Here is a 26,857-nt window from a genome sequence, read left to right as displayed (position 1 = left end):
TGAACTGATGGAATTAACATTGAAAGACGCGCAAAGCGCTCTTGAAGTATCCGAAGCGACCTTTGGACGTGAATTCAACGAAGCCTTGGTACACCAAGTCGTTGTAGCTTACGGTGCAGGCGCGCGTCAGGGTACAAAAGCGCAGAAAACTCGCGCTGAAGTTCGTGGTGGCGGTAAGAAGCCATGGCGTCAAAAAGGTACTGGCCGAGCTCGTGCTGGTACAATCCGTAGCCCAATTTGGGTTGGCGGTGGCCGTGCTTTCGCAGCTAAGCCTCGTGACTTCGAACAAAAAGTTAACAAGAAAATGTATCGCGGTGCGATTAAGAGCATTTTGTCAGAACTAATTCGCCAAGATCGTTTGATCGTGGTTGAGAAGTTCGGTGTTGAAGCACCTAAGACAAAAGAACTTATTGCTGCACTTAACGAATATGAACTGAAAGATGTTCTTATCGTTACTCCTGAAGTAGATGAAAACTTGTTCCTAGCGGCTCGCAACTTGTATAAAGTTGACGTTCGCGACGTAGCAGGCATTGACCCAGTGAGCTTGATTGCATTCGAAAAAGTGCTAATTACTGCTGATGCGGTTAAACAACTTGAGGAGGCGTTAGCATGAAAGAAGAACGTCTACTGAAGGTGCTAGTAGCACCTCACGTTTCAGAAAAGTCTACAATGGCTGCTGAAGCGAACAACACAGTTGTATTTAAAGTAGCCAAAGACGCGAACAAAGCCGAAATTAAAGCTGCAGTTGAAAAACTGTTTGAAGTTGAAGTTGAAGGTGTTCGCACAGTGAACGTTAAAGGTAAGACTAAACGTCACGGTATGTCTTTCGGTAAACGCAGCGACTGGAAAAAGGCCTACGTGGTTCTTAAAGAAGGTCAGGACATCGACTTTGTCGGTGGCGCTGAGTAAGAAGGGGATTAGAAATGCCATTATTGAAAGCTAAGCCAACTTCTGCCGGTCGTCGTCACGTTGTTCAGGTTACTAACCCTGACCTGCACAAAGGTGCACCGTACGCACCTTTGCTTGAAAAGAACAGCAAATCTGGCGGTCGTAACAACAATGGTCGTATTACTACGCGTCACATTGGTGGTGGTCATAAGCAACACTATCGTGTGATCGACTTTAAACGCAACAAAGATGGCATTCCAGCCAAAGTTGAGCGTTTAGAATACGATCCAAACCGTTCTGCTAACATTGCACTAGTATTGTATGCAGATGGTGAACGTCGTTACATTCTGGCTCCAAAAGGTATGAAAGCTGGTGATGCAATCCAGTCTGGTTCGGATGCTCCGATCAAGTCTGGTAACACATTGCCTATGCGTAACATTCCTGTTGGTAGTGTTGTACACGCAATTGAAATGAAGCCTGGTAAGGGTGCACAAATTGCACGCTCTGCTGGCGCTTACGCTCAGATCTTAGCACGTGACACTAACTACGTTACTTTACGTCTACGCTCTGGCGAAATGCGTAAAGTATTATCTGATTGCCGCGCCACCATCGGTGAAGTTGGTAATGCAGAACACATGCTTCGTTCATTGGGTAAAGCTGGTGCAACGCGCTGGCGTGGTATCCGTCCTACCGTTCGTGGTGTTGCCATGAACCCGGTTGATCACCCACACGGTGGTGGTGAAGGGCGCACGTCTGGTGGTCGTCATCCAGTATCTCCTTGGGGTGTTCCTACCAAAGGTAAGAAAACCCGAAGCAACAAGCGTACCGATAAACTTATCGTACGTCGTCGTAACAAGTAACAGCGAGGATTCACCATGCCACGTTCTCTCAAGAAAGGTCCATTTATCGACCTTCACTTGCTGAAGAAGGTAGAGGCTGCAGTGGAAAAGAACGAACGTAAACCAATTAAGACTTGGTCTCGTCGTTCCATGATCATCCCAGATATGATTGGGTTGACCATTGCGGTCCATAACGGTCGACAACATGTACCTGTCATTATTAGTGACGAAATGGTCGGCCACAAGTTGGGCGAATTTGCGCCAACGCGTACTTACCGCGGCCATGTCGCGGATAAGAAAGCTAAACGTTAAGGGGTAGGAAGATGGAAGCATTAGCTAAACACCGTTTTGCCCGCACGTCGGCTCAAAAGGCACGCTTGGTTGCGGATCAGGTTCGCGGTTTACACGTAGAGAAAGCACTAGAAGTTCTTACGTACAGCCCGAAGAAAAGCGCAGCGCTAGTAAAGAAAGTTTTGGAGTCTGCGATTGCTAACGCAGAGCACAACGAGGGCGCGGATATCGACGAGCTCGTCGTAGCCAAAATCTTTGTTGACGAAGGTCCAACTATGAAGCGAATCAAAACACGCGCCAAAGGCCGTGCTGATCGCATCTTTAAGCGCAGCAGTCACATTACTGTGGTTGTAGCGGATAACTAGGAGTAGATAATGGGACAGAAGGTACATCCTACAGGTATACGCCTGGGTATCAGTAAACCATGGACTTCTACCTGGTACGCTAATACTGCAGACTATGCGGACAACCTGTATAACGATCATCAGGTACGTCAGTATCTGACTAAGCAACTAAAGAACGCTTCACTTTCTAAAATCGTGATCGAGCGTCCTGCTAAGAGCATCCGTGTGACTATTCACACAGCTCGTCCAGGCGTTGTAATCGGTAAGAAAGGTGAAGACGTAGAGAAGTTGCGTAACTATGTATCTAAGCTAGCCGGTGTGCCAGCTCAGATCAACATCGCTGAAGTACGTAAGCCAGAGCTAGATGGTCAGTTAGTAGCTGACAGCATTTCTAGCCAGCTAGAGCGTCGCGTTATGTTCCGTCGTGCTATGAAGCGTGCGGTACAAAATGCAATGCGCTTGGGCGCTAAAGGTATTAAAGTTGAAGTTAGCGGTCGTTTAGGCGGAGCAGAAATTGCACGTTCTGAATGGTATCGTGAAGGTCGCGTTCCACTGCACACTTTCCGTGCAGATATCGATTACGCAACCTCAGAAGCATCAACAACTTACGGCATCATCGGCGTTAAGGTTTGGATCTTCAAGGGTGAAGTTCTAGGTGGATTACCTACAACTCAAGAGCAGCCACCGGCTTCTCAACCTAAGAAGAAAGGCCGCAACGCTAAGCGAGAGGGCTAATCATGTTACAACCAAAACGCATGAAGTTCCGTAAGATGCACAAAGGCCGCAACCGCGGCATGGCTGCAGGAAGCACTGTAGCCTTTGGTACTTACGGCCTTAAAGCGACTGGCCGCGGTCGAATGACTGCGCGTCAAATCGAAGCAGCGCGTCGTGCTATGACTCGTCACGTTAAGCGTCAAGGTAAAATTTGGATTCGAGTTTTCCCTGACAAGCCAATTACTGAGAAGCCTTTAGAAGTGCGTCAAGGTAAAGGTAAAGGTAACGTTGAGTACTGGGTATGCCAAATTCAGCCTGGTCGTGTTCTTTATGAGATGGAAGGTGTTCCTGAAAATCTTGCACGCGAAGCGTTTGAATTGGCAGCGGCTAAACTGCCATTTAAAACAACCTTTGTAACTCGGACGGTGATGTAATGAAAGCGACTGAACTGAAAGAAAAAAGCGTAGAAGAGCTGAACGCAGAGTTGATTAACCTGCTACGCGAACAGTTCAACCTGCGCATGCAGCACACAACAGGCCAGCTTGAAAAAACTGACCAGTTGAGAAAAGTACGTCGTAACATCGCGCGTGTTAAAACCATTCTGACTCAAAAGGCTGATGCGTAATGACTGAGCAAAAAATTCGTACAGTGCAAGGTCGTGTGGTTAGCAACAAGATGGATAAAACCATTACTGTTGTTGTTGAACGTTTTGTTAAACACCCTATCTACGGGAAGTTCATCAAGCGCTCTACTAAGCTTCACGCCCACGACGAAAGTAACGTATGCAACAAAGGCGACTTAGTAACTATAAGTGAATGTCGTCCGCTATCTAAGAACAAAACTTGGATGCTTGTAGACGTTCTTGAAAAAGCAGGCGTATAATCGCTTACTTTTTTAAAGTCTTAAAAAAGCCGCTTTCGAGCGGCTTTTTTGTTTTCTATTACTGATAGAAATTCTGCAAATAAGTATACTTAGCCCCATACACCCCTTATTGTTACCTTCTACATGTTAGATTTTTCTACTGAGTGTTAAGGAAGATATATGTCTGCTGAAAAGCGAGACTGTGGCAAGCCCACACTCGTCGATGAACTTTGCCGCTGGTTGTATTCATTTTTACTCCTTCTTTTAATTCCCTTAGCAATAGCAAAACTTGCCGGTAAAAAACGGGACCAACACTCACTGTACTCACACGGAAAGTTTGAGAGATTTGGCATTGTACCTACGCCACCTAGTCATAATGGTTATTTAATACATTGTGTATCTGTGGGTGAGGTGGTTGCTGCTTCCTGTGTCATTAAGCAGTTACTCATTGATGAACCCCATACAAGCATTACAGTTACCACAACGACCTCTACAGGCTCAGCGAGAGTAAGAGACATCTTTGGCGATAAGGTTAACCATTGTTACCTGCCATTTGACGTTTCACTATGTATGGCAATGATGCTCAAACGTATTCAGCCGAAAGCAGTGCTGGTCACCGAAGTGGAACTATGGCCAAACATGGTTCATATGTGCTGGAAGCGTAAGGTACCCGTTGTGGTAATCAATGCAAGAATGACAGATAGGTCTGCACGTCGATATCAAAAAATAAGCAGGGTTTTCCAGCCTATGCTTAATAAAGTGAGCCACGTATGCGCTCAAGGTGAAGGAGATTACCGCAATTATTTGGCTTTAGGGCTACCAGAGCAGAAACTGACCCTCACCAATAATATAAAGTTTGATCAAGCTGCTTCAGTGTCTACAGCCTCTGCTCGTTTTATGGGGCTGGAAAGTCACAACGGGCCAATTTTAGTTGCTGGCAGTACTCATGCCCCAGAGGAAGAAGCGATGATAGAGGCGGCAAAACGTCTGTGGAAATCTCACCCTACTCTTGTGGTCATTATCGTGCCTCGCCATCCGGAACGTTTCGATACGGTTGCTGAATTACTGGTATCACATGATATAGCGTTTACAAGAAGCTCCTTAGCGACCACCTTTGACATAAACAAACCAGTAATTTTGCTTGATGAAATGGGACGCTTGAATCACGCGTATTCGGTTGGCACCATTGCCTTTGTTGGGGGCTCTATAGCAGATAGAGGCGGACATAACGCACTCGAACCCGCTGCTTTTTCACTGCCTATTTTAATGGGGCCCAACACGTACAATAATCCGGTCATCTGCCAACACTTAATTGACCGCGGCGCACTAGAAATTGTAAGTAATGCACAAGAAATTGCACAAACCTGTGGCACATGGCTTTCATCACATGAGACTCGACAAAAAGCAGGAAACGCTGGAAGTCTGGTACTAAGTGAAAACAGTGGTGCACTTCATAAAACCTTATTTTGCCTAGCCCAGTCTATCTAATATTGGTAGTGATATTGTTAAGTAGCGATAAGAGGTGAGATAACCCGCCTTAACGAAAAAGACATGTATCTAAAATAGGGTAAGCTAAGGCGAGACAAAGCAAGACAAAGCAAAAAAGAGAAGCGCATCAGAATAGATGATGTCAGTAAATCATGTGTTCATCTTAGACTTTTGGTTAATATGTGAACCCCAGTACAGTGCGCTGGGTGCACCATGTTGAAACGAGGTGTTAACGGCGACCGTGTTGATTTTACTCGGAATTAGCCTAACTTATTGTAACTAAAAGATTTTGAAAATCTGGTTTAGCTTTTGCAAACAATTACGTCGACGATGTAGCAGTAGTAAAATTCAAACAATAAAGTTCGTTCTAAACGTACACTGCGTTACGCGTTTTCCAGGGAGAGGCCTCCTGCCGATGGCAGGAGGTTTTCTTACTTTCTACTCAGAGCCATCTTGTGATACAGGTTCCGGCTCTGGCTCTACCAAGCTAATTAAGCGCCATCCTGCCTTAGGTTCAATACTGTTCCCGTTAATAAAGGTAAAGCTTTTTCCATCACTATCAATGGCAATAAGCGGTGTGGCTCTATCACCATACTTATGAATGTATTGCTCATAATCAAACTCTTCTGAGAGTGGTGTGGTTTTAATCGTAGACCCCTTTGCAACCGCAGAAGCCAAATAACCATAAGTTACACCCTCATCAAACAACATCAGTTTTTTCGCGTATTGGTTGCTCACTTGATGACTAGGACGTGTAGATTGCTCATTATTGGTTAGCGCCCATACCTTGTCTTTGCCCAGCGTATTCTCGAAGTGATAGGCAATAGGTGGATTCAACTGCTTATAGGGAGACATAATAAGCACAGTGCCAATAGTGGATAGTTCCAAATGGCGAGCCGCGTGATCTGACATAGGGTTACCAAAATAAACTGGAATGTCCATCATTCTAGCTTCTCTAATGGCATCCCAGTTGGTGTCGGTCACAACGACATCGAGCTTCTGGTTTAACATTTCTGTTGCCAACATACGATTGAACTTACTGCCGCCGAAGAACAGGTAGCCAGTAGGTGCTGGCGCCCGAACCTTAAGTAGCGTAGCGACAGAGCGAGCGGTAATGCTTTGCACAACAACGGTTGCAATGATAACCATAAACACAATAGGCACTATTATGCCTGCGCCCTCGTAGCCAATCTCCTCTAATTTTAATGAGAAAAGTGCAGATACTGCTGCGGCAACAATTCCACGTGGTGCTATCCAGCTGAGAAGCGCAATTTCGTTAAGCTTCAAGCCTGTACCAATACTTGAGACCAACACAGATATTGGGCGTGCAATAAACATAATTATGGCAAGCACCACCAGCGTACCCCAGCCAACGGCAACCACGGAGTCTAGGTTTAATCGTGTGGCCAGTAAAATAAAGAGACCTGAGATAAGCAGCACGCTGAGTGTTTCTTTAAACTCTAAAATATCCTCTACATCCACATCTTTCATGTTGGCCATTACCATGCCAGTAATAGTCACCGCCAATAGCCCTGATTCGTGAGCGACATAGTTAGACGCGGCAAAGACACCTAAAATAATGGTTAGCACTGCGGTATTGAGGAGATAGTGGGGGATCCAGTCTTTACGTACACACATGCCAAGGAAATAGCCTGAGGCAAGCCCAAGAAAAGAGCCAATGCCTATGGTCTTGCTAAAGGCGATAAAGGTTTGAGTAATGGCGGTTTCCTGCGATGCCACAATAAACTCAAATACTAACACTGCCAGTAATGCCCCAATAGGATCGATAATAATCCCTTCCCATCTGAGTATGTTAGCTAGGTTAGTATGGGGGCGCACTGTTCTGAGCATAGGCACTATAACAGTGGGGCCGGTCACCGTCACGATAGCGCCGAATAGACAGGACAGTTGCCAGGTGAGATCCAAACAATAGTGCGCGGCTGCGGCAGAGATAATCCCTGTTATTAGAACGCCTACGGTACATAGGTTGCGTACCATGTTGCCATGCCCGGCTATGTCTTTAAACTTCAGCGTAAGCGAGCCTTCAAACAAAATGATAGCAACGGAAAGTGAAACCACCGGAAACAGTAAGTCGCCAAATAACGCATCGGCATCGAGTATGCCAAACACTGGGCCTACCACAATACCAACAATAAGAAGAGGCAGTATGGCGGGAAGCCGAACCCGGTATGCCAAGTATTGACAGCCGATAGAGAGTAAACCTACCGCAACAAGAGAGAGTAAGGGATCAGACACGATTATTTCCTTATTAACATCGGTGTAGTTCCGTAGCTAACATCACGCGCCGCTACTATTTTATTAATTTTCGTTAATACACATACGGGTATTGATAGTGTTTAGACCAAAGACGGTCTTGCTTACACGTTATTCTTGTAGGCACTCAGCGGTGCACTCTCTGCGCTCTCTTCAATGTACAAATAAACGCTTCAATAATACACGGTAAAGATCAACACGCCCCTGAATATTTGCTATTCTTTTCACTCCTTATGAACAGTTCCATAGAGATAGTCTGTGACATATTCTTTCATACCTTCATTGCGTTTGGCTTACGCAGTATCAATACTCTGCGCAGTGAGCGGTTGCATGGCCCCGATCCCTTCCTCATCAAAAGGCCTACACATAGAAGAGACGATAACCTTACCTCCAATGCTGTCAGAAACATCAGGGCTTTTTTGCGCAGATGACCATGTGCTGTCAATCAACGATTCAGGGAATGCGCCCGCTGTATTTAAAGTAAGTTATAGCGGCAAACTGAAACAAACAATTACTCTGCCCATTATTAACAATGACTGGGAAGCAGTAAGTGCAGACAGTGATTACTTTTATGTCGCCGATATTGGCAACAACAAAGGGCAGAGAGAGCAGGTTGCAGTTTATAAAGTGAATCAGCAAAATGTGAAAGACATCGAAACGCTGTCAATCAAATACGCTGCTAATAACGTGAATAGCAACATTCCCTATGCCCATGATTACGACGCCGAAGCCATGGTGAAAAAAGGCAATGAATTACTGCTTTTCTCCAAGAGTTGGAGCTCGGGTATTACTCATGTTTATCGAATAAATGAAGGCGAAAGTCTGCAAGTGCTTACGCCATTCGCTGCCCTATCTGGTTTGCCAGGCGTCGTCACAGGAGTGGACTATGATTCGGGTAAACAACAATACGTGGTCGTAGGTTACAAATCAGACCCTTTTGGTAATTTCGCAGCCTTTATCGCTGAAGTGTCGCAAGACTTCACATTAACCTCTATTTGGCCGTTAGAGGGTTATAAGCAGGTTGAGGGAGTGTGTGTGGATAAAGGCGGTAACTATTGGTTTACCGAAGAAAAAACCGAGACTCGCGCGGCATCTCTTACGAAAGCATCTTTTCAATAGCCGGTGGTACGTCTTTAGAGACCTAGCGAAGTAGCGCACTGGTTGTAACCAGTACGCTATCTAAAACAAGCGCTAATTAAAAACACGTGCACTATTTAAAACACATGCACTAGTTAAACCACATGCGTTCTACCAAGTGCGCTATGCAGGTTTAAATTTTAAACCTGTTAACTTCAATCGACAGTGCCTTAGCAAGTTCATCTAGTCTGTCGCTTACACTCACTAAAACTTGAGTCGCGTTTAAGGTTTCTTCACTAGAAGCACTAATATCGTTGATATTACGGCTGATATCCTCTACCACGACGGCTTGCTGCTCAGTGGCTGTGGCTACTTGGGTGTTCACGTCATTGATGGTTGAAATTTCGTGAGTAATCTTTTGAAGCAAGGCGTCAATCTCGTTAGTGGCTGTCACCACGTCATCGGTTTTTGTGCGGCTTGTTTCCATTTGATCTACCGCAGATTTAGAGTCTTGCTGAAATTTATCAATCTTCACCTGAATTTCATCAGTGGCTTGGGCTGCTCGCTGAGCCAACGTTCGTACTTCATCTGCTACCACTGAAAACCCGCGACCATGATCGCCAGCCCGAGCTGCTTCAATAGCCGCATTTAACGCAAGTAGGTTGGTTTGTTCTGAAATACCTCGAATAGTATCAAGAATGCCACCGATAGCGCTGGTGTGCTCATCGAGAGACTGAATTACCCCAGATACCGTTTGTATCTGCCCGCTTAAGTCTTGAATAGCAACTACGGCCTTTTGCGTAACTTGTCGACCTTGTTCTGAGTTTGTATTTGCTTGATTAGCGTTTTGCGCCGCGTGAGTTGCCGATTGAGCTACTTCACTCACTGTACTGCCCATTTCAGTTAATGCCGCAGCGGCTTGCAACGTTTGGTCGCGCTGACTCTTTGTTGAGTACTCGGTTTGTTGTGACTGACGGGTAACGTCAGCCGCAGATAATTTCAATTCTTCACTGGTTTTTGCCACCTTAGAAATGGTGGCGTGTAAATGGTCGATGAACTGATTGAAACCTTCAACGAGGCGGGCAATTTCTTTTTGCTCTGGAACCGGTATACGTGCACGAAGGTCGCCTTCACCTTTTCCTAACTGTTGGAAAATATCTGCAAGTGATTCAAGGGGCTTGGTTAATGTGCCTGCAAGCCAAATACCGATGAGCGCGAAGCCGCCAGCGATGATCAATGACCAAATAATGATTTGCTGGCTTCCTGCATTCAAAGACGCGTAAAGTTCGCTTTCAGGAACCTGAGCGACAACATACCAACCGGCTTTCTTTACATAAGTGCTCGCATACAGCATTTTGCCATTGTCTTGATCGCTGGTAGCCATAGCGAAGTCTTGTTTAGTTAGCAAAGCCGATGCAGTTTGATTGTCACTGACAGAGGCTAACTTAGCTTTACCTAACAGGTTTGTATCGGGGTGAGCGATAATCGTTCCCGACCCGTCAACAAGATAGACAAAGCCAGTTTGCGCTATTTTAACGGCATTGATGATGGTAAGCAGCTCATCAACGGATTTTGCAACTCCTGACATGCCACTGCCGTTAATTTGCTGATAATTTGCAAACAGTCGATACCCTTGACCAGGTTCATTGTACAAACTGAGTGAAATTGGCTCACCGCTGTCCTTATAGGCGAAGAACCACCCGTCGAACTCGTCATTTTTTAAGGTGCGTAAGAAACCATCTTGATTCCAATACTTGTAGGTATTTCTATCGACAAAAGAAGCGACGGTAAGATCGTTAAAACTCACAATGTCGTTGAGATAGTTAAGCAATCTGTGTTCACCCGCTTTATCTGCACCACTGGCCGACCACGCTAAAATATCCGGGTTCGAGGCAATGCTGTGGGCAACGGTAAGCATTACGTTTGCTTCGCTATCCACGCGGTTTCCAATTTGCTTTAACAGGGCGGGAAGTTGCAGCGTTTCCATGTTTTCTTTAACGAGGTCACGAGCAATCCACTGACTAATAGACCCAACCAAAATAGATGCCGCTAGTACAGCAACAATAAGTGAAATAATGAGTTTTTGCTTAATACTGAAAGTCATAGCTTTCGACCACGTAAGTTAATGCTGATACACGTAAGTTAATGCTGCAAATAGGAACATAGCACGGCAAGCAATACAGCAAGCACCGCAACGTCCGAATTAATACAGCGCTATTTGGCTAATTACACTCTGTGTCATTATTCTTTTTATTTTACAGATATTTTTATTACACAGAGTTTGAAGGTGCTGAATATTCAATACCTAGAACTTGATACCTAGTATCTAGTACTTAACACCTAGTTTTAGGGCTACACGTCATAATGCTAAAATGCATGGTCTTAAAATGCATGGTCTTAAAATACATAGTCTTAAAATGCATAGTCTTGAAATACATAGCGCCAGAATAAAGTGTATCGGCCAATGTGTGTCAAAGTTAATGGTATTGATAAACAGCAGTTCATTTAAGATTGTGCGGCATAACTGACTGAAGGGTCAATGAAAAAAGCCGCCAATTTATTGCGGCTTTGTTACTAAAAAGTGACTGATGTAAACAGGGTGTTTACTCGTCGTTTGATTTCGGGATTGGGAATCCTCTATCGCGCATTAGTGCATCTACTTCTGCATCACGTCCACGGAATTTGCGATACGCTTCTGCTGGGTCCATCGCATTGCGAACAGAGAATAGGTATTTCACCAAACGATCGCCAACTTCCTTATCGTAAAAACCGCCAGGGGCTTCCATAAAGGCTTCGGCTGCATCGGCAGTCAGTACTTCTGCCCACATATAACCGTAGTATGCAGCGGCGTAACCTTCACCTGAGAATACATGACCAAAGTGCGGAGAACGGTGACGCATAACAATCTCTTCAGGCATATCGAGCTTAGTTAGCTCTTCACGCTCAAACGCATCTGGGTCGATATCTTCAGGGTTGGTGGTGTGGTATTTCAAGTCCATGATGGCTGACGCCATATACTCTGTCGTCTTAAAGCCTTCATTGAATGTTGATGCCTTTTTAATCTTCTCAACAAGAGACGCGGGAATTGGTTCGCCTGTCTCGTGGTGTACTAAGAACTGGTTAATCACCTCATCGGTTGTTAACCAGCGCTCGAGTAGCTGAGATTGAAACTCGGTGTAATCGCGAACGCCAGAGTGCGAAGACGGATACTTAACGTCAGCAGATAGGAAGTGAAGGGCATGACCAAACTCGTGGAAATACGTTTCTGCATCATCCCAAGAGATTAGCGTCGCTTCGCCTTCAGCACCCTTTACAAAGTTAGAGTTGTTTGAAGATAACACCGTCTTCTTACCGTCAAACGTGGTATACGAGCGATACGTTGTTGCCCATGCACCCGAACGCTTACCTTTGCGAGAGAATGGGTCAAGGTACCAAAGACCGATGTGTTCACCGCTGTCTTTATCTGTTACTTCCCAAACTTTGACGTCTTCGTGGAATACAGAAACTTTTCCTTCTTCTACCGGAGTGAAGTTAAAGTTAAATAAACGACCGGCGACGTAAAACATCGCTTCGCGAAGCTTATCAAGCTGCAGGTACTGCTTCACTTCGTTTGAATCTAAGTCGTACTTATCTTTGCGTACTTTTTCGGCATAAAAACGGTAGTCCCAAGGCTTAATAGTAATATCTGCGCCTTCAGCTTCTGCAACTGCCTGCATATCGGCAACTTCTTCTTCAACCCGAGCAATAGCAGCGGGCCATACTTTCATCATTAGCTCCATCGCATTTTCTGGGTTTTTCGCCATGCGATCTTCTAAACGCCACTGAGCATAGTTTTCATAACCAAGTAGTTCAACACGTTCGTCACGCAGCGTTAATATTCGCTTGATGATTTTATTGTTATCGAAATCATCTGCGTTATCGCCGCGATTATAATACGTACGCCATACCTGTTCGCGTAGCTCGCGGTTTGTAGAATAGGTGAGGAACGGATCCATAGAAGAGCGGCTATTAGTAATGGCGTACTTACCTTCTTCGCCTCGAGACGAGGCAGCGGCTTTTGCTGCTTTCACAAATGATGCCGGCAGGCCATCTAACTGCTCTTCTGTGATGTAAGTCACATAATTTTCTTCATCAGCAAGTACGTTGCTAGAGAAGTTGGTGTGCAGTGTCGCTAGCTCTTTATTAATTTCCGCATAACGCTTTTTGCTTTCGCTATCTAGTGTTGCACCGTTGCGTGCAAAGCTGTTGTAAGTCATCCACGCAATACGCTGTTCTTCAGCAGTAAGCGATGATAACTCGTCAGATTCGTAAACCGCTTTTACACGAGCAAACAGTTTTTCGTTCTGCGTAATTTTGGTAAAAAATGAAGACAAGATAGGAGACATTTCTGCCTGAATTTCGCGGAATTCAGGGCTTGATTTGTTCGCGCTCCAAATGCCGTAGTAGGTAAATACGCGGCCGAGTTCTGCGCCAGCACGTTCCATTTCCACAATAACATTGTCGAATGTTGGCGGTGCGTCATTATTGGCAATAGCATCTATTTCTTCTAAATTTAACGCCATCGCTTTTTCAAGAGCTGGTTTTAAATCTTCTAGTGACATCTTGTCGAAGGCCGGCACGCCGCCGTACGGTCCTTTAAATTCTTGCAGCAATACGTTGTCGAACTGTGCGGTACTTGATGAATCCATCCCCGCTGTTTCAGGTACTGGCGCAACCGAGGTTTCAGCAACTTTTTGTTCTGAACATGCACTTAGCGCAACGACAACAGCCATTGCGGTGAGTGACGACTTAAAGTTTCTCATGAGGTTTCCTGTCTTTTGTTATGATTTTATACCTCTTTATTGGCGAGGTATTTTGACGTAGTAACATACTAAGGCAATGTAAATATAAGTTAAATGCTCTTTACCGTAATAGTAGGTTAACAGACCTTCACTGTTGTGATTTACCCTTGCCAGTGGAGGGCGTGTAAACCAACGCGTCTAACTCGTATGCAATTCATCGAAATTGATTAAATTTTGATTGCATTTTTAACCTTAAAAATTACACTGCGCTCGTTCCATATCGCTATCGTTTATAGCGCCTTTTTACCCCCTGTTTTTTTAAGTGAAGCGCGATGTTTGAATTTTTACTGCATGCTTTTCCAGTGGCTTTCGCACTGGGGTCTTTCTGGTCTAATACCGAGCGTAAATTGCTCCTATTAAATCTAGGGTTGTGTGTGGCTATTGGCTCTTTATTGGTATTTGAGCAGGCGTGGGGAGGTGCAATAGTTATTACGGTGGCGGGACTGAGCACCAGTTATCGATTGATCAAGCAAAAGTTACTGTCTCCCATTGCTACTTACGTAACATTGATAGGCATGATGTGCCTCGTGCTTACCGTAAATAACCTAACGGGTAAAACGTCCTTTATTGAAACCATGCCTGTGTTTACGTTTATGGCATACCGGTTTGGTGAACTACATTGTAAAGAAGCAGGTCTGAGAATATGTATGATAGTGGGGTCTATTAACTTCACCTTGTACGGCATTATCACCCAAACATGGGGACTCGCAATCACAGAAGCACTCTTTGCGGTATCGAACCTGTGGTATTACATGAAGCTTAGACGGGCCATGCGCGTAAGCCCGGTATAAAAAAGGGCTTATTTAAAAGCCCTTTCTACGAGTGATTCTTTGTCGGCGCTGTTTATTGGCAGTGCTTATTTGCAGTGCTAGGGATTAAGCGAACGCCTTTCACGCGACTGTTTCTGAACTACATTGGTTTACGCAAAAACCACTGTTTTATTACGGTGAATAATAACCCTGTCTTCTAGGTGATATCGAACCCCGTGGGCTAATGCCGTTACCTCGCAGTCCTTTCCTTTGCGTACCATGTCAGTAGCGCTGTCGCTGTGACTGATGCGTTTCACGCTTTGCTCAATAATAGGGCCTTCGTCAAGGTCTTTCGTCACATAGTGGCAGGTGGCACCAATCAGCTTTACGCCGCGATCGTAGGCCTGCTGATAGGGTTTTGCCCCAGCAAAGCTAGGCAAAAAGCTATGGTGAATATTTATCGCCTTGCCTTGTAACTGCTGACACAGGCTATCTGGCAGAATTTGCATAAAGCGCGCAAGCACAGTCAAATCGATGGCGTATTCGTTAAGCAGCGTGGATATTTGAGCAAACGCAGCCTCTTTGCCAAGCGCTTTAAAATCAACCCAATGAAAAGGGACTTTGTACCAGTCGGCAAATTGTTTCATTTGCGGGTGATTACCAATAATAACCGGAATGTCACAATGCAGTTCACCCGTATGCCAGCGGTGCAGTAAGTCAACTAAACAGTGAGATTCCAAACTGCCTAGTAGCGCTACTCGTTGCTTTTTCGATGAATCGGTAAACTTCCAATTCATCTGGTATTCATTTGCTAAGGGCGTAAATTCTTCAACGAAGCTTTCTGCATTCAGCGTTAAAGAGCTCGCGCCTATTTCGTGGCGCATAAAAAAGCGACCGGTTTGTAGGTCGGTATGATGGCTTGCTTCCACAATGGTGGCATTGTGGTCGGCTAAAAACTGAGACACATTTGCGACCAGACCAACTTGGTCTGGGCAATCAATAACTAATTTATAAGTTTGTTGCATGAATATAGGCAGGTTCGAAAAACGTCACACCTTTTTACCTGTCAATGGTAGGGATGTAAAGGGATTAGCGCTGTCTCTTTATACTACACGGTGTGCAGACATCGCCAAGGTAGCTTTATGGCGTCAATCTGTGATGCCCCTTCTCAGTTTTTCTCTAATTGAAATATTGTGCTCGAGTGACCAAGAGTCACGAATGGGGTAGGCCACACCTTGAGGCGTAGATACAGACTCGAACAAATGAAACGCGCTGGCCTGTACATCAATACTTGGAGCAAAAAGTGGCAGAGGCAATGTAGATGTTGCTTTTCTCACCATCGTAATGTGCGGCTTATACTCTTTTCCCTCTACTTCAATACCAGCGCTTCTCGCACTCTTTCGGGTCAGCTTTGCTAAGTTCATAAGCTCATTGGGCGGCGAACTTGGGGCGCTAAACAATATTTTAGGGCCGTTCCATATACCAGTCTCATCAAGTGTAACCGTAAAGGGTTCAGCGGTTAGCGCATCTAACTCAGCCATAAGGGCTTCATGTTGGCGATGATCGATGTCGCCCAAAAAGCAAAGTGTCATATGATAATTGGCTGCAGGAACAGCGTAAGGCACCCCCGGCTCATTATTGTTAATGCCTTTGTTAACGGCGCTTTTTGTTTTTTTACCCCGTGTCTTGCCTTTATTTTTATTGCGTATACCGGTATCTGTGCCTGCGTCGTTGCTTCTTATCATGCTTTTCGTCATGTGCCGAGGCAATACTTCGGGCATTGCCTGCTGCCGCCAGCTATCTAAAGCGAGCTTTTCTGACGCACTTAAATCTAAACCTATAAAACAACGCATTCTTTATCCTTTGAGCTTTTATATTCAACATACCCTAATCGCTATGCAATTAGGATAAATCCAGATCAGTATTTGAGACAGTATACGAGGCTAGCAGATAGCGATGAATGCTGTAATATGCCCTCAACGATTTGCTCTCATAAATCGCCTTAGGTCATTACCTTAATTCAGTAGCTTAATTCATTACCTTGATTGAACGTCCTTATGTTAGATAACTTATCTCATTTACCCGCCTTTTCTCTAGTTGACGGGTTAGCCAAAGAAATTGCTACCAATAATGTCGTGATTGGTGCGCCCCCTGGTGCAGGTAAATCTACGGTACTGCCTCTGTCACTGTTAAATACAGATCTTGATGGCAAAATATTGTTGATGCAGCCAAGAAGAGTGGTGGTAAGGAATTTAGCAGACTATTTAGCCAAGCAGCTTGGTGAGTCGGTGGGGCAAACCATAGGCTATAGAATACGGGGTGAAAGTAAGGTTAGTGCACAAACTCGTATTGAATTAATTACTGAGGGCATACTGACACGAATAATTCAAAACGATCCTGAGTTAACAGGCGTCAGCGCAATTGTCTTCGATGAGTTTCACGAGCGCAGTATTCACAGCGACTTCGGCTTGGCACTTGCGCTAGAAGTGCAAGCGGGGCTTCGCGATGATTTACGTATTCTTGTTATGTCGGCTACTCTTGCCTTAGAGCCCCTTAGTCGCTTACTTGAAAAGCACAGTGCATTGCCTATCAGTCACCTGAATACTCAAGGGCGGGCCTACCCCGTTGAGGTTTTCTATTACAAAGACACCTTTGCAAAAGACATTGTGGTGAATACCACGCAGGTGGTTAAAAATGCCGTAACACGTCACGACGGTGATGTGCTGGTATTTTTGCCAAGTCGCGCAACGATAAATGCTGTTGAGCGAGAGCTTAATTCGTTCAGTCAAAGTCAAGATATAGCGGTGTGCCCGTTATATGGCGCGTTGGGGAAAAGTGCACAGCAGCAAGCGTTAGTAGCAGATAATGAGGGCCGAAGAAAAGTTATTTTGGCGACCAATATTGCTGAAACCAGTTTAACCATTGAAGGGGTTAAAGTGGTAATAGATAGTCTTTGGGAAAATAGTGCACAGTACCACCCGGCAAGTGATATGACACAAATTACAATGCAGAGAATTTCACAAGCCTCAGCCATACAAAGAGCAGGACGAGCGGGGAGAGTCAGTGAGGGAGTGTGTTATCGGCTGTGCAGTCAAGAAAGTTTTGAACGCCTTGCGCATCACAGTGCAGCACAAATTGAAAGAGAAGATATTAGCAGCTTTTTGCTTGACACCTACGCATGGGGAAGTAAGCCGAATGAGTTAGCGTTACTTACGCCGCCCACTGCCACTCAAGAAGCTATTGCTCAGAAAAAACTGCAGCGCATTCACTGTATTGACGAGGGCCTGTCGATTACAGCTTACGGAAAAAAGGTCGCAGAGTTTCCTTGCCAGCCACACCTTGCCAATCTCCTTTTGGTTTGTCAGAACACAAATCCGTCTCTTGATAAATCTATGCAGGGCTTATTCAAAAATGCAGCAACTCGCTCACTAAAGACGGCAATGCAGGCAGCCGCTCCTTTTGTAGTGGCATTGAGTGAGAGCAGAACTCTCGGGCAAAATACACCGCTGGTGAGTGAACTGCTTCGTACATTGAGTGCAGCAGAACGGACACAAATAACCTCGCAAGCAAAGCGTTATGCGCGCTTTGTTGGCATTGAAGGTAATAGTTTATCCATCTCTGCACTAGACGATGACGCTATTGGTTTGTGTATAGCCATTGCGTATCCACTGCAGGTGGCATTTTTACGAGAAGCGAAAACTGCATCGCACCAAAGTACAAGAAAAGCAGATGGGTCCGGCCATATTATTCAAGACTATAAGCTAGCAAGTGGAAAGGGGGCGCAAGTTAGCGGCTTGTCATCGAAATCTCCGCCTCAGTGGTTGGCTGTGCTACATGGGCAGCATATTGAAAATACAGTGAAAATTCGTCAGGCTCAGCCTATTTCAGAGTCACTGCTACGAGGCATATTTCCACATGCGTTCAATCAGCAGCAGCGCATCAGATTAAATCGTGTCAGCGGTTTAATGGAAGCGCGAACCATAACCGGGTTTTATGATATTGATTTAGACACTACGCCGGTCTCAAAAGATACGCGCTCAAAAGATAGTGCATATTGGGAGCAGGCTACTGTTGAGGCATGGTTAGGCTACCTTGAATCCCTTGTGCTTAAAGAATGGCCCTTGTCTGAAGCTGACTGGCAGTGGTGGCGTCGAGTTAAATTAGCTGCACAGTACGAGTTACCTCAGCCGCAGTCCTTTGGTGAAGACGCACCGTGGCCTAAATCGTTAAATGATGTTGTGCACCAAGCCAAAGAGGGGCTTACCGGTCATTTAGCGCGATGCTCATCATTAAAGATGTTGCATAAACTGCCTTGGAAAACGGCGCTCAATAATGGACTAACCTGGCCCCAGCAAGATGCTCTTGCAACACTCTTGCCTGTGACGATACGCATTCCCACCGGGCGAGAAGCTGCCCTAGACTATCGAGAGAGCGGCGATGTAGTGCTGTCCGTTAAGTTAACGGAAATGTATTCTCAGTCTGCCCCTATTGTTATTGGCAATGGCCGCATAACAGTGGTGTGCGAATTACTTTCTCCTGCCGGACGGCCGCTTCAAACCACCAGTGATCTCGGTACATTTTGGGAGGGAAGTTATAAGGAAATTCAAAAAGAGATGAAGGGACGCTACCCTAAACATTTTTGGCCAGACAACCCCGCTGTATCAAAGCCGACAACAAAAACTAAAAAGCATTTATAGAGAGGTCGTGCTGTTCTTTGCACAATTCTTTCATCGACGAAATTTTCACCGACGAAACTTTCACCTACGAAAGTTGTATGTTATTGCATACCTTTTAAGGTTAGCATTCACCCTAAGCACTCCGTGTGAACCTGTAATCTGATTGTTATCTGTTCTTTTTCACGTTGTTACTTGAATATTCACTCTTTGAAATCAATTTTCTGAGCGTATTTTTTCGTTTTGTGTCGCAAGTGTCATAAATGTACTATATTAATTTATGGCGCGCTTGCTTTTTTGGGTGATAAAATAAGCAGTGGAATAAATATAGCGCGTTTTTTGCGATACATGGCATTTTATACGTAACGCGTATTGAAAGCGTGTTGAGTCAATGTGAATAGCCTAAACGCTATCCACGTTGTGTGAATCAACATTCATTTGGTTAGTTGGCATTGTTAAGGGGCAACAGTAAGGCGATGAGTAGACAATGAAGCCTGAGCTGCATTCAAAGATTTTGCTCGTAGACGATGAAACCAGCGTGCTTCGCGCATTAAGTCGCGTACTAACGTATGCGGGTTACCAGGTCATTACGTCCTCTTGCCCGAAAGATGCCTTAGCTATGGTTAAAGCTCAATCTTTCGATGTCATTATTGCTGACTACCGTATGCCAGAAATGAACGGTGTCGCTTTTTTACGCAAGTCCCGCCCCCATCAACCTTTTGCCTGTCATTTTATATTAAGCGGTGATGCCGACATTGATGACGTTATAGAGTGCATGAACGATGATGTGGCAGAGCGCTTCTTGCGCAAGCCGTGGGACAATAAACGTCTGCTCGATGAAGTGAGTATCGGTGTTGAAAAGCGGCATAAAAACCACCTTCTTAGTGTGATGATGAACAATCAACTGCAAAAGCAGCACCCCAATGAGTCAAAGGATCTTTCTGTAATAACCTCGTCTACTGCTAACGGTTCACAGGCTCACTCCAGTCAAAATAACGAGCTACTAGAACGACTAAAGTCTGCCATTTTTGAAGATGAATTTAGTTTGGTTTACCAGCCGAAAGTATGCGCAAAAACGGGAAGAATTGTCGGGTTAGAAAGTTTACTGCGCTGGACGAGTGCGGGTTACGGCTCAGTATCACCAGAGATTTTTATTCCAGTCGCCGAAGAGGGAGATTTTATTCAAGAGATCGGCGAATGGGTGTTAAGAGAAACGGCACGGTTTCAAATACGATGGCAAGCATTTACTTTGCTAGATGGGTTTAAGCTTGCTTTCAATGTATCGCCAAAGCAGTTACACGATGACAAATTTGTCGATGTTGTAAAGGACTTAATAGCTGAGGGAAACCTAGTTCCAGAAAATTTGTGTGTGGAAATAACGGAGTCGGCCGCTATCGAAGACTTCGATGGCTGCTGTAAACAGCTTAAGAGGTTAGAAAAGTTAGGTATTGACGTTGCCATTGACGATTTTGGTACCGGACATACTGCTATCAACTATCTTCTTAATTTGCCGGCTCAAGTGGTTAAGATAGATCGGAGTTTAATTGCCGGTGTAGATAGTGAAGAAAAGTGCTACAACGTGGTAAAAAATTTAGTGTCAATGGCCCAGTCAATTGGCATGAAAGTGGTTGCCGAAGGTATAGAAGTATCTCAGCACGCGTTGTGTTTACGGGATATGGGGTGTGAAGAGTTGCAGGGCTATCTTTATAGTAAGCCGCTCGCAGAAGAGCCCTTGTTGAAAGTGCTGGCACAACAGCCTTATTTAATCTGAGGAGATAGGATGTCGAGTAATCAGGTTGTCATTGTTGATGATGAAGAGCTGATCCTTAAATCGTTGAAAAGAGCGCTGAGACGATTAGCGCCCTCATGGTCAGTCCACCTCTTTGATTCCCCAAAAGAAGCCCTTGATAAACTACAGCAGGGTGAAATAAAACCAGACCTCGTCATGTGCGACAGACTTATGCCAGGAACACGAGGTGACGACGTTTTGCTTGAGTGCAGAACTCACAACCCAGAGGCTATTCGTCTATTAATGACCGGTGATACTCGGGTTGATATGAAGGAGATAGTTGCTTCAAACGTGCATATTTTCATTTCGAAACCCTTTGAGCACGGCGATATTAGCGACGTACTCAATCGAGTGATGCGTATAAAAGCACTCCCCTTAACACATTCAGTAAGGCAGGCCCTTGGAAGGTTAAAAGGGTTGCCGGTACTTAATGAAACCTATCAGAAGTTAGACAAGCTTCTTAAGTGTGAGGACGCCGAACTTGATGAAGTGGCCAGGGTAGTAGGAAAAGATCCAACGCTGGTGGCAAATGTACTTCAAGCCGCAAACTCTCCTTTTCTTGGGTTTCGCGGGCAGGTCTCCTCTGTAGATAAGGCAGTGAAACGACTGGGTCTGAATACTATTGCATCTATAGCGGTTGCCTCTAGCTTGAGTCAAACCTATAGCATTGACAGCAAAATGCACCGAGATGTCGTGGTACGTGCACTTTCGTCTGCCTATATTGCAACTCGACTGATGCAGTTGCGAGGCTTTTCGCGAGAGCAGGCAGAGTATTCATTTTCGATGTGTTTACTTGCTTCTATTGGCGAACTGTATTTGGTGGATGCGCCTGAAACGGCAAATGATGTGGGGCTGCAGTCATCAACGAAGCCCATTAGTGCACTTATCACCTACTATCTTCTTACCGTATGGGGCATAGAGGAGCGATTGGTGGAAGATATTCTTTCGGCGTCATGTGAGGTGGCAGAAAAGTCGGAAGAGCTAGACGATTCAGAAGAGGCAAAAGAAGCAGAAGGGCTAATAGCATCTCAAGTCTTTTATCTCGCCCGCCGCTTGGCGTGCGAAGATTTTGATGAGGCGCTGACGGATGTACTAAATATGGGAGATTTTGCCCAATGGTACCCAGCACTTAATGCGCTTAAAGAAAACCCGCCTGAAGACATTAACTTAGCTGCGCCTCAGTAATCACTGATAATTGAGCCTATCGTGTTGAGGTGAGGCTGAGATGACACCCATCACACACAGAACTGAGCAGCCATGGTACATTCAAAATACGGGTTAATCCGAGGTATTGGTTAACCCGAAATACTGGTTATTTCAAACTAGTACCGATGGCTGTCAGCGCCTTCTGAGTGAGCAATTATCTGTGCAAACTGGTATCAAGAGTGTTTATCTAGCGTAACATCAAGAGCGCTCATTACGTCTAGCCCTGGAAACCCATCAGCAATCATACTATTCGCTATTTGATAATTGCGAATACCTTCGCGGGTGGCGGGCCCTATAATTCCGTCGGGCTTACCTACATCGAAGCCCAGAGTATTGAGCTTGCTTTGTAGCGCAATGATGTCCTTTCGGCTGTAAGCAGGAAGGTCTGGCAATGTGGCTTTTATACCTGAGGCTCCGGTGATCTTATCAGCTAAAACACCGACTGCGATGGCGTAAAACTCAGAATTGTTCCAACGCATGATCACTCTAAAGTTTTTATAGGCGATAAATGCAGGCCCTTCGTGACCGGCAGGTACGATGACATAGGCAGAGGTATCTGCATTACCCAGTTCGCTGCCGTCTGCTCGCATTACCCCAAGTGCGTTCCATTCGCTAAGAGGCTGGCGGTTTTTGTAGCCAGAAAGTCGATAGTCAAAGTTCTCAGGTAGCGTAATTTCCCGCCCCCATCGAAAACCGGCGTCCCATCCTAAGCTTGCAAGAAAGTTAGCAGCAGAAGACAGTGCATCTTCTTCACTGGCCCATAGGTTAATCTGTCCGTCGCCATCACCATCTATGGCGTAATGGGTATATGCCGAAGGCATAAACTGAGTGTGCCCCATGGCGCCTGCCCAAGAGCCTACCATTTCTTCCCTTTCTAGCTTTTCTCTTTCAAACAGTTTAACCGCTACTAAAAACTCTTTTGTAAAATACGTGCTGCGGCGCTTATCGCAGGCTAATGTGGCCAGTGAATCGAGTACCGGCATCTTGCCTTTGTAGTTGCCAAAGTTTGTCTCTAACCCCCAGAATGCCAGCAGATAATGTGGCGGCACGCCATACTCGTCACTTAATTTGTGCAGTAAGGTTTTGTGCTTCGCGTACATTTCTTTGCCTTTATTTGTACGCCACTCGGTGACTCGTTTACTGAAGTAACCCGGAAAGGTCTGCACGAACTCGGGCTGACTTCTGTCGTACTTAATCACGTTATCTTGATGTACCAATGAAGGAAAAATGGCATCTATGGTTTGTTGGCTAACGCCTTGTTGCATCGCCTCTTTTTCAAGCGCCGCTGTGCAAGACGCGAAGTTTTCGTTCGCGCTGGCAGATGAAATAGAGAAGCTGGTAAACAACACGGCTAAAGAGACAGATGCAATTATCCGTGTTGCTGAAAACGCAGAGCGACTCGCCACAAATGGCATTGTCGAATGAAAAATTGATGATGAAAAAGCTGAACGCATAGTAAATTTCCTTTGTTACTTGCTTGCATGCTATCGCATTGTGACTGCAAAGTGCGAGCTAAATTCCATTGTAGGTCAGGGTTTCGTGCAGCTGCTGTTGTTTAGATGGTGGTTAGCTGTTGTTGCATCAAGGGCGCAGTGGTAATGTTCACTGCATAAATTTAAGGGACGGTGAGCGGTACGCGCTTACCTTTTTATGGCGCTTCCTCGTGGCAAAAAGACAATCAAGTAACAGCTCAACAGCAAAAAAGACAGCAAGAAAAAGCAATTCAAACACAAAGCAAAAAACCAAAGGTAGTTGGTTATTCGGTGCATTCTGGCGACTATCATTAGTTGCGCTTGTGGTACTTGGTGCATACGCATTCTATCTTGATGCACAAATCAAAAAAGGCTTTTCAGGCAATAAGTGGGAAGTGCCTGCACAAATTTTTGCGCGCCCGCTAAGCCTAAGTAAAGGTGAAGAAATCACACCTTCAGAGGTCATTGATGAGTTAGACCTTTTAGGCTATCGAAAAGTGGCATTTGCCAACAATAGTGGTGAGTACAGCTATCAAAATAGAGTGCTAACTGTTCAGCGCCGAGCGTTTCAGTTCCCAGAGGGAGCAGAGCCTTTAAGACATCTGATTGTCACTTGGGATGGCGCGAGGGTGTCTGAAATTTACGATAAAACGGAAGAGCGACCGTTTGGCACAATCAGACTTGAGCCATGGCTGGTAACTCGCATGACAAGTGGTTCTAGTGAAGATCGCATGTTGGTGTCACTCGATACTATTCCAGAATTATTGCCAAAAGCCCTGACGTTGGTAGAAGACCGTAATTTTTATAATCATCACGGGGTAGCCCCGCTTTCAATTGTGCGTGCCTTGGTGGCGAATATCGCTGCCGGAAGAACCGTACAAGGCGGCAGCACGCTAACCCAACAGCTGGTTAAAAATATGTTTTTAACCCGAGAGCGATCGCTAGTTAGAAAAGCGAAAGAAGCGATAATGGCGGTGATTATCGACGCTCGATATAGCAAATCTGAGATAATTGAAGCCTATTTAAACGAGGTCTTTTTAGGCCAAAACGGCAACATGGCCGTGCATGGTTTCGGCTTGGCAAGCTACTTCTACTTTGACAGACCTGCCAATGAATTAAGTGTTCCTGAAATTGCGACCTTAGTGGCTATTATCAAAGGGCCGTCTTATTACAACCCTCGAAAATATGCAGAGCGCACTAAAGAGCGAAGAGACTTGGTTTTGCGCATGTTGTTTGACGAGAATGAAATTAATCGCGATGAATACGAACGTTACGTGAATAGGCCTCTTGGCTTAGCGAGCGGCGCGAGTTTAGCCAGTGGAAAGCACCCTGCGTTTATGGAGCAAGTGCGTAGAGAGCTGAACGAAATATTAGCAGAGCCCAGTTTAAGAGATTCAGGGGTTAAAGTATTTACTACCCTTGATATTGTTGCACAGCGTCGTGCGGAGCGGGCACTGTCCACTACCTTAGATGGACTTCAAAAAGACAGAAAGGCTGCACTACAGGGCGCAATGGTGGTCACCGATAGCGCAACTGGTGAAGTAAGAGCGATCATCGGTGATAGAAACGTCGCGTATAAAGGTTTTAATCGAGCGTTAGATGCCAAGCGTCCCATAGGATCGTTAGTGAAACCTGCGGTATACCTTACTGCCCTTGAAGACCCCACTCAGTTTAATTTGGCAACGCCGCTTGAAGATAAGCCCATTACCCTTGAAAGTAAAAACGGTAAGCCGTGGTCGCCCAAAAACTACGACAAGGAATTTAGAGGGCAAGTGCCATTATTGCAGGGACTAACTGAGTCACTCAACATTCCGACCGTAAACTTAGGAATGCAGGTGGGCTTAAATACACTGGCCGATACCATAGAGCGCCTTGGGGTGAGTACACCGCTAGAAAAAGTGCCTTCAATGACACTTGGGGCGTTTGAGTTAACCCCATTTGCTACCAATCAAATGTATCAAACCCTGTCTAATGATGGACGCTATATTCCACTTCACACAGTGACTTCGGTAGTGACATCGGAAAACGCGCTGCTGTGGAAAAAAGCGGAGTTTTACTCTCAACGAGTAGATGAGGCGGCCACCTACCTGTTAAATTACGCGCTTTATAAAGTAACCACAGAAGGCACGGCAAAGCGAGTTGGGGCCACCTTTGGCAGCGTTAATATGGCCGGTAAAACGGGTACGACGGACGACTATCGCGACAGTTGGTTTAGCGGTTTCGATAGAAATCATGTGGTGACAGTTTGGGTGGGTAATGATGACAATAAATCGGTTAATTTAACCGGCGCTGGCGGTGCACTGCCGGTGTTTGTTAACTATATGAAGTCACAAGCGCCCAAATCACTTTCCAGAAGATTTCCAAGAGGATTAGGCATTGCCCACTTTGATGCAAAAACGGGGGCAGTGGTTGTTGCAGGTTGTGCTGGTAGTTTGAGCGTTCCGGCCATACTAGATGTACTTCCTGAACCTGAGCAAGACTGCAGCGGGCGTCCAGTAGACGATGCCAAAGACGGTAAAAAGAAAAGCTGGTGGGAACGTATATTTGGATAAAAAAATGCTCCAGTAAGAAGATAGAAAGCAAATATTTACACTAGGGTTCTTTATTCCCTAAGGAGGGCTAATACCTGTTGCGTAATGTCTATCTTCTACCGGAGCTAAAAGCCCAGGGAGGCTTGGGGAACAAAAATGGTTAATGTCCTTTTTGAAAAAACAGGCGCGCGGTCGAAAAAGCGATAGCGCTAACTGCGAAAGCAATGAAAGGACCAAGTACTAACATCAGTAAGGTACTGGCAGCAATCATGACTATCTCCTTACGCATCGTTATCGTCAGAAGCTTCAGGTGAATCCTCTGAAACCGCAGGCGCTATCAACATATCCACAACTTGTATATCCGCAATCAATGTCGTTGACTCGTCTGCGTCAGGCTCGAAGGTGTGGCTTGCCGTCATAACGTCAAACGTAATACGTGTTGAAGTTTCTTGTCTCACTTCGTTAATGGCGCTTGCCACTAAATAATCGGTATGCGACTGCAGCGCAGACACATTGTCGTTAGCCATTGATGATGCGCTGAAAGTACCAGAAGTCAGTAGTAATGCAGTGATAAGGTTGCGACGCGTAAACATAATATTTTCCTATTAATAAAAGTTGAACACTGCACTGATACATACTGCGTGGCAGCTTTCGATATTGTTAAAACTCGTAATTCTTAACGTAGAGCACGTTTCTTTCTCATTACCATTAACGTATTGCGAGTGTTGTGCCACTTTTATTATCTCATTTAACTGTATGATTTTATTGATTTAGTTTGGTTTGGCATAAAAGGGGGGGAACGAGAGAGGAATAGTGGAAG

At 45.3% G+C, this 26,857-nt stretch carries 23 protein-coding genes; 16 read left to right on the top strand and 7 right to left on the bottom strand.

Annotated elements, in window-relative coordinates; genetic code table 11:
- Positions 1–7 precede the first annotated feature (7 nt).
- The 10 genes from rplD to AC27HD_RS14980 all read left to right on the top strand — a co-directional run bounded on the left by rplD (position 8) and on the right by AC27HD_RS14980 (position 5,425).
- Entirely contained in the window at positions 8–613 is a 606-nt protein-coding gene (gene rplD / locus AC27HD_RS15025; RefSeq protein ID WP_032095145.1) for a 50S ribosomal protein L4, read from the top strand.
- Positions 610–909, top strand: coding sequence for a 50S ribosomal protein L23 (gene rplW / locus AC27HD_RS15020; protein WP_012516959.1), 300 nt, complete (start codon positions 610–612; stop codon positions 907–909). The genes rplD and rplW overlap by 4 nt, the downstream gene beginning before the upstream one ends.
- A gap of 14 nt (positions 910–923) precedes the next feature.
- Positions 924–1,748, top strand: coding sequence for a 50S ribosomal protein L2 (gene rplB, locus AC27HD_RS15015; protein WP_032095146.1), 825 nt, complete (start codon positions 924–926; stop codon positions 1,746–1,748).
- 15 nt (positions 1,749–1,763) lie between these two features.
- Complete coding sequence (rpsS, locus tag AC27HD_RS15010; RefSeq protein WP_012516961.1) at positions 1,764–2,039, top strand: 30S ribosomal protein S19; 276 nt, start codon at positions 1,764–1,766, stop codon at positions 2,037–2,039.
- An 11-nt stretch (positions 2,040–2,050) separates the two neighbouring features.
- Entirely contained in the window at positions 2,051–2,383 is a 333-nt protein-coding gene (rplV, locus tag AC27HD_RS15005) for a 50S ribosomal protein L22 (RefSeq protein ID WP_032095147.1), read from the top strand.
- 9 nt (positions 2,384–2,392) lie between these two features.
- Positions 2,393–3,097 (top strand): 30S ribosomal protein S3, encoded by a 705-nt coding sequence (gene rpsC / locus AC27HD_RS15000; protein WP_032095148.1) that lies wholly within the window; start codon positions 2,393–2,395, stop codon positions 3,095–3,097.
- 2 nt (positions 3,098–3,099) lie between these two features.
- The gene (gene rplP / locus AC27HD_RS14995) at positions 3,100–3,510 is read left to right on the top strand and encodes a 50S ribosomal protein L16 (protein ID WP_032095149.1); all 411 of its coding nucleotides are present in this window, start codon (positions 3,100–3,102) and stop codon (positions 3,508–3,510) included.
- On the top strand, positions 3,510–3,701 hold the full coding sequence (rpmC, locus tag AC27HD_RS14990) for a 50S ribosomal protein L29 (protein ID WP_014947980.1): 192 nt from the start codon (positions 3,510–3,512) through the stop codon (positions 3,699–3,701). Before rplP ends, rpmC begins: the two co-directional genes overlap by 1 nt.
- Positions 3,701–3,958, top strand: a complete 258-nt coding sequence (gene rpsQ, locus AC27HD_RS14985) for a 30S ribosomal protein S17 (protein WP_032095150.1) — start codon at positions 3,701–3,703, stop codon at positions 3,956–3,958. Before rpmC ends, rpsQ begins: the two co-directional genes overlap by 1 nt.
- A gap of 159 nt (positions 3,959–4,117) precedes the next feature.
- Positions 4,118–5,425: a 3-deoxy-D-manno-octulosonic acid transferase gene (locus AC27HD_RS14980; protein WP_487106831.1), complete on the top strand. Its 1,308-nt coding sequence runs from the start codon at positions 4,118–4,120 to the stop codon at positions 5,423–5,425.
- A gap of 438 nt (positions 5,426–5,863) precedes the next feature.
- Here AC27HD_RS14980 and AC27HD_RS14975 read toward each other — a convergent pair whose 3' ends face one another.
- Complete coding sequence (locus tag AC27HD_RS14975; protein WP_487106829.1) at positions 5,864–7,681, bottom strand: cation:proton antiporter; 1,818 nt, start codon at positions 7,679–7,681, stop codon at positions 5,864–5,866.
- A gap of 348 nt (positions 7,682–8,029) precedes the next feature.
- Here AC27HD_RS14975 and AC27HD_RS14970 point away from each other — a divergent pair, with 348 nt between their 5' ends.
- Positions 8,030–8,818, top strand: a complete 789-nt coding sequence (locus AC27HD_RS14970) for a hypothetical protein (RefSeq protein ID WP_152561508.1) — start codon at positions 8,030–8,032, stop codon at positions 8,816–8,818.
- 151 nt (positions 8,819–8,969) lie between these two features.
- Here AC27HD_RS14970 and AC27HD_RS14965 read toward each other — a convergent pair whose 3' ends face one another.
- Positions 8,970–10,880 (bottom strand): methyl-accepting chemotaxis protein, encoded by a 1,911-nt coding sequence (locus AC27HD_RS14965; protein WP_487106827.1) that lies wholly within the window; start codon positions 10,878–10,880, stop codon positions 8,970–8,972.
- A gap of 499 nt (positions 10,881–11,379) precedes the next feature.
- Complete coding sequence (locus AC27HD_RS14960; protein WP_487106825.1) at positions 11,380–13,578, bottom strand: M3 family metallopeptidase; 2,199 nt, start codon at positions 13,576–13,578, stop codon at positions 11,380–11,382.
- 311 nt (positions 13,579–13,889) lie between these two features.
- Here AC27HD_RS14960 and AC27HD_RS14955 point away from each other — a divergent pair, with 311 nt between their 5' ends.
- Entirely contained in the window at positions 13,890–14,408 is a 519-nt protein-coding gene (locus tag AC27HD_RS14955; RefSeq protein ID WP_032095156.1) for a YgjV family protein, read from the top strand.
- A 128-nt stretch (positions 14,409–14,536) separates the two neighbouring features.
- On the opposite strand, the gene purU is transcribed toward AC27HD_RS14955, so the two are convergent.
- Together purU and thpR are read right to left on the bottom strand one after the other, a co-directional pair.
- On the bottom strand, positions 14,537–15,391 hold the full coding sequence (gene purU, locus AC27HD_RS14950) for a formyltetrahydrofolate deformylase (protein WP_487106823.1): 855 nt from the start codon (positions 15,389–15,391) through the stop codon (positions 14,537–14,539).
- A 123-nt stretch (positions 15,392–15,514) separates the two neighbouring features.
- Positions 15,515–16,219 (bottom strand): RNA 2',3'-cyclic phosphodiesterase, encoded by a 705-nt coding sequence (gene thpR, locus AC27HD_RS14945; RefSeq protein ID WP_487106821.1) that lies wholly within the window; start codon positions 16,217–16,219, stop codon positions 15,515–15,517.
- Positions 16,220–16,423: 204 nt separating this feature from the next.
- Between thpR and hrpB the strand changes: the two genes are divergently transcribed.
- The 3 genes from hrpB (at position 16,424) to AC27HD_RS14930 (ending at position 22,013) form a co-directional block, all read left to right on the top strand.
- Positions 16,424–19,063 (top strand): ATP-dependent helicase HrpB, encoded by a 2,640-nt coding sequence (hrpB, locus tag AC27HD_RS14940; protein WP_487106819.1) that lies wholly within the window; start codon positions 16,424–16,426, stop codon positions 19,061–19,063.
- 463 nt (positions 19,064–19,526) lie between these two features.
- Positions 19,527–20,810 (top strand): GGDEF/EAL domain-containing response regulator, encoded by a 1,284-nt coding sequence (locus tag AC27HD_RS14935; protein WP_487106817.1) that lies wholly within the window; start codon positions 19,527–19,529, stop codon positions 20,808–20,810.
- A 9-nt stretch (positions 20,811–20,819) separates the two neighbouring features.
- Positions 20,820–22,013, top strand: a complete 1,194-nt coding sequence (locus AC27HD_RS14930; protein ID WP_032095161.1) for an HDOD domain-containing protein — start codon at positions 20,820–20,822, stop codon at positions 22,011–22,013.
- Positions 22,014–22,207: 194 nt separating this feature from the next.
- Here AC27HD_RS14930 and AC27HD_RS14925 read toward each other — a convergent pair whose 3' ends face one another.
- The gene (locus AC27HD_RS14925) at positions 22,208–23,449 is read right to left on the bottom strand and encodes a lytic murein transglycosylase (RefSeq protein WP_052010083.1); all 1,242 of its coding nucleotides are present in this window, start codon (positions 23,447–23,449) and stop codon (positions 22,208–22,210) included.
- A 248-nt stretch (positions 23,450–23,697) separates the two neighbouring features.
- Between AC27HD_RS14925 and mrcB the strand changes: the two genes are divergently transcribed.
- The gene (gene mrcB, locus AC27HD_RS14920; RefSeq protein ID WP_487106815.1) at positions 23,698–26,058 is read left to right on the top strand and encodes a penicillin-binding protein 1B; all 2,361 of its coding nucleotides are present in this window, start codon (positions 23,698–23,700) and stop codon (positions 26,056–26,058) included.
- Between the two features lie 260 nt (positions 26,059–26,318).
- On the opposite strand, the gene AC27HD_RS14915 is transcribed toward mrcB, so the two are convergent.
- Positions 26,319–26,630 carry a hypothetical protein gene (locus AC27HD_RS14915; protein WP_032095163.1) on the bottom strand — a complete coding sequence of 104 codons (312 nt, stop codon included), beginning with the start codon at positions 26,628–26,630 and terminating at the stop codon, positions 26,319–26,321.
- Positions 26,631–26,857: the final 227 nt, after the last annotated feature.

The sequence above is a fragment of the Alteromonas sp. 4NS20-0143 genome (assembly GCF_057542855.1).
The sequence above is the reverse complement of the archived record's forward strand: the minus strand, read 5'-3'. Positions and strand labels throughout refer to the sequence as shown.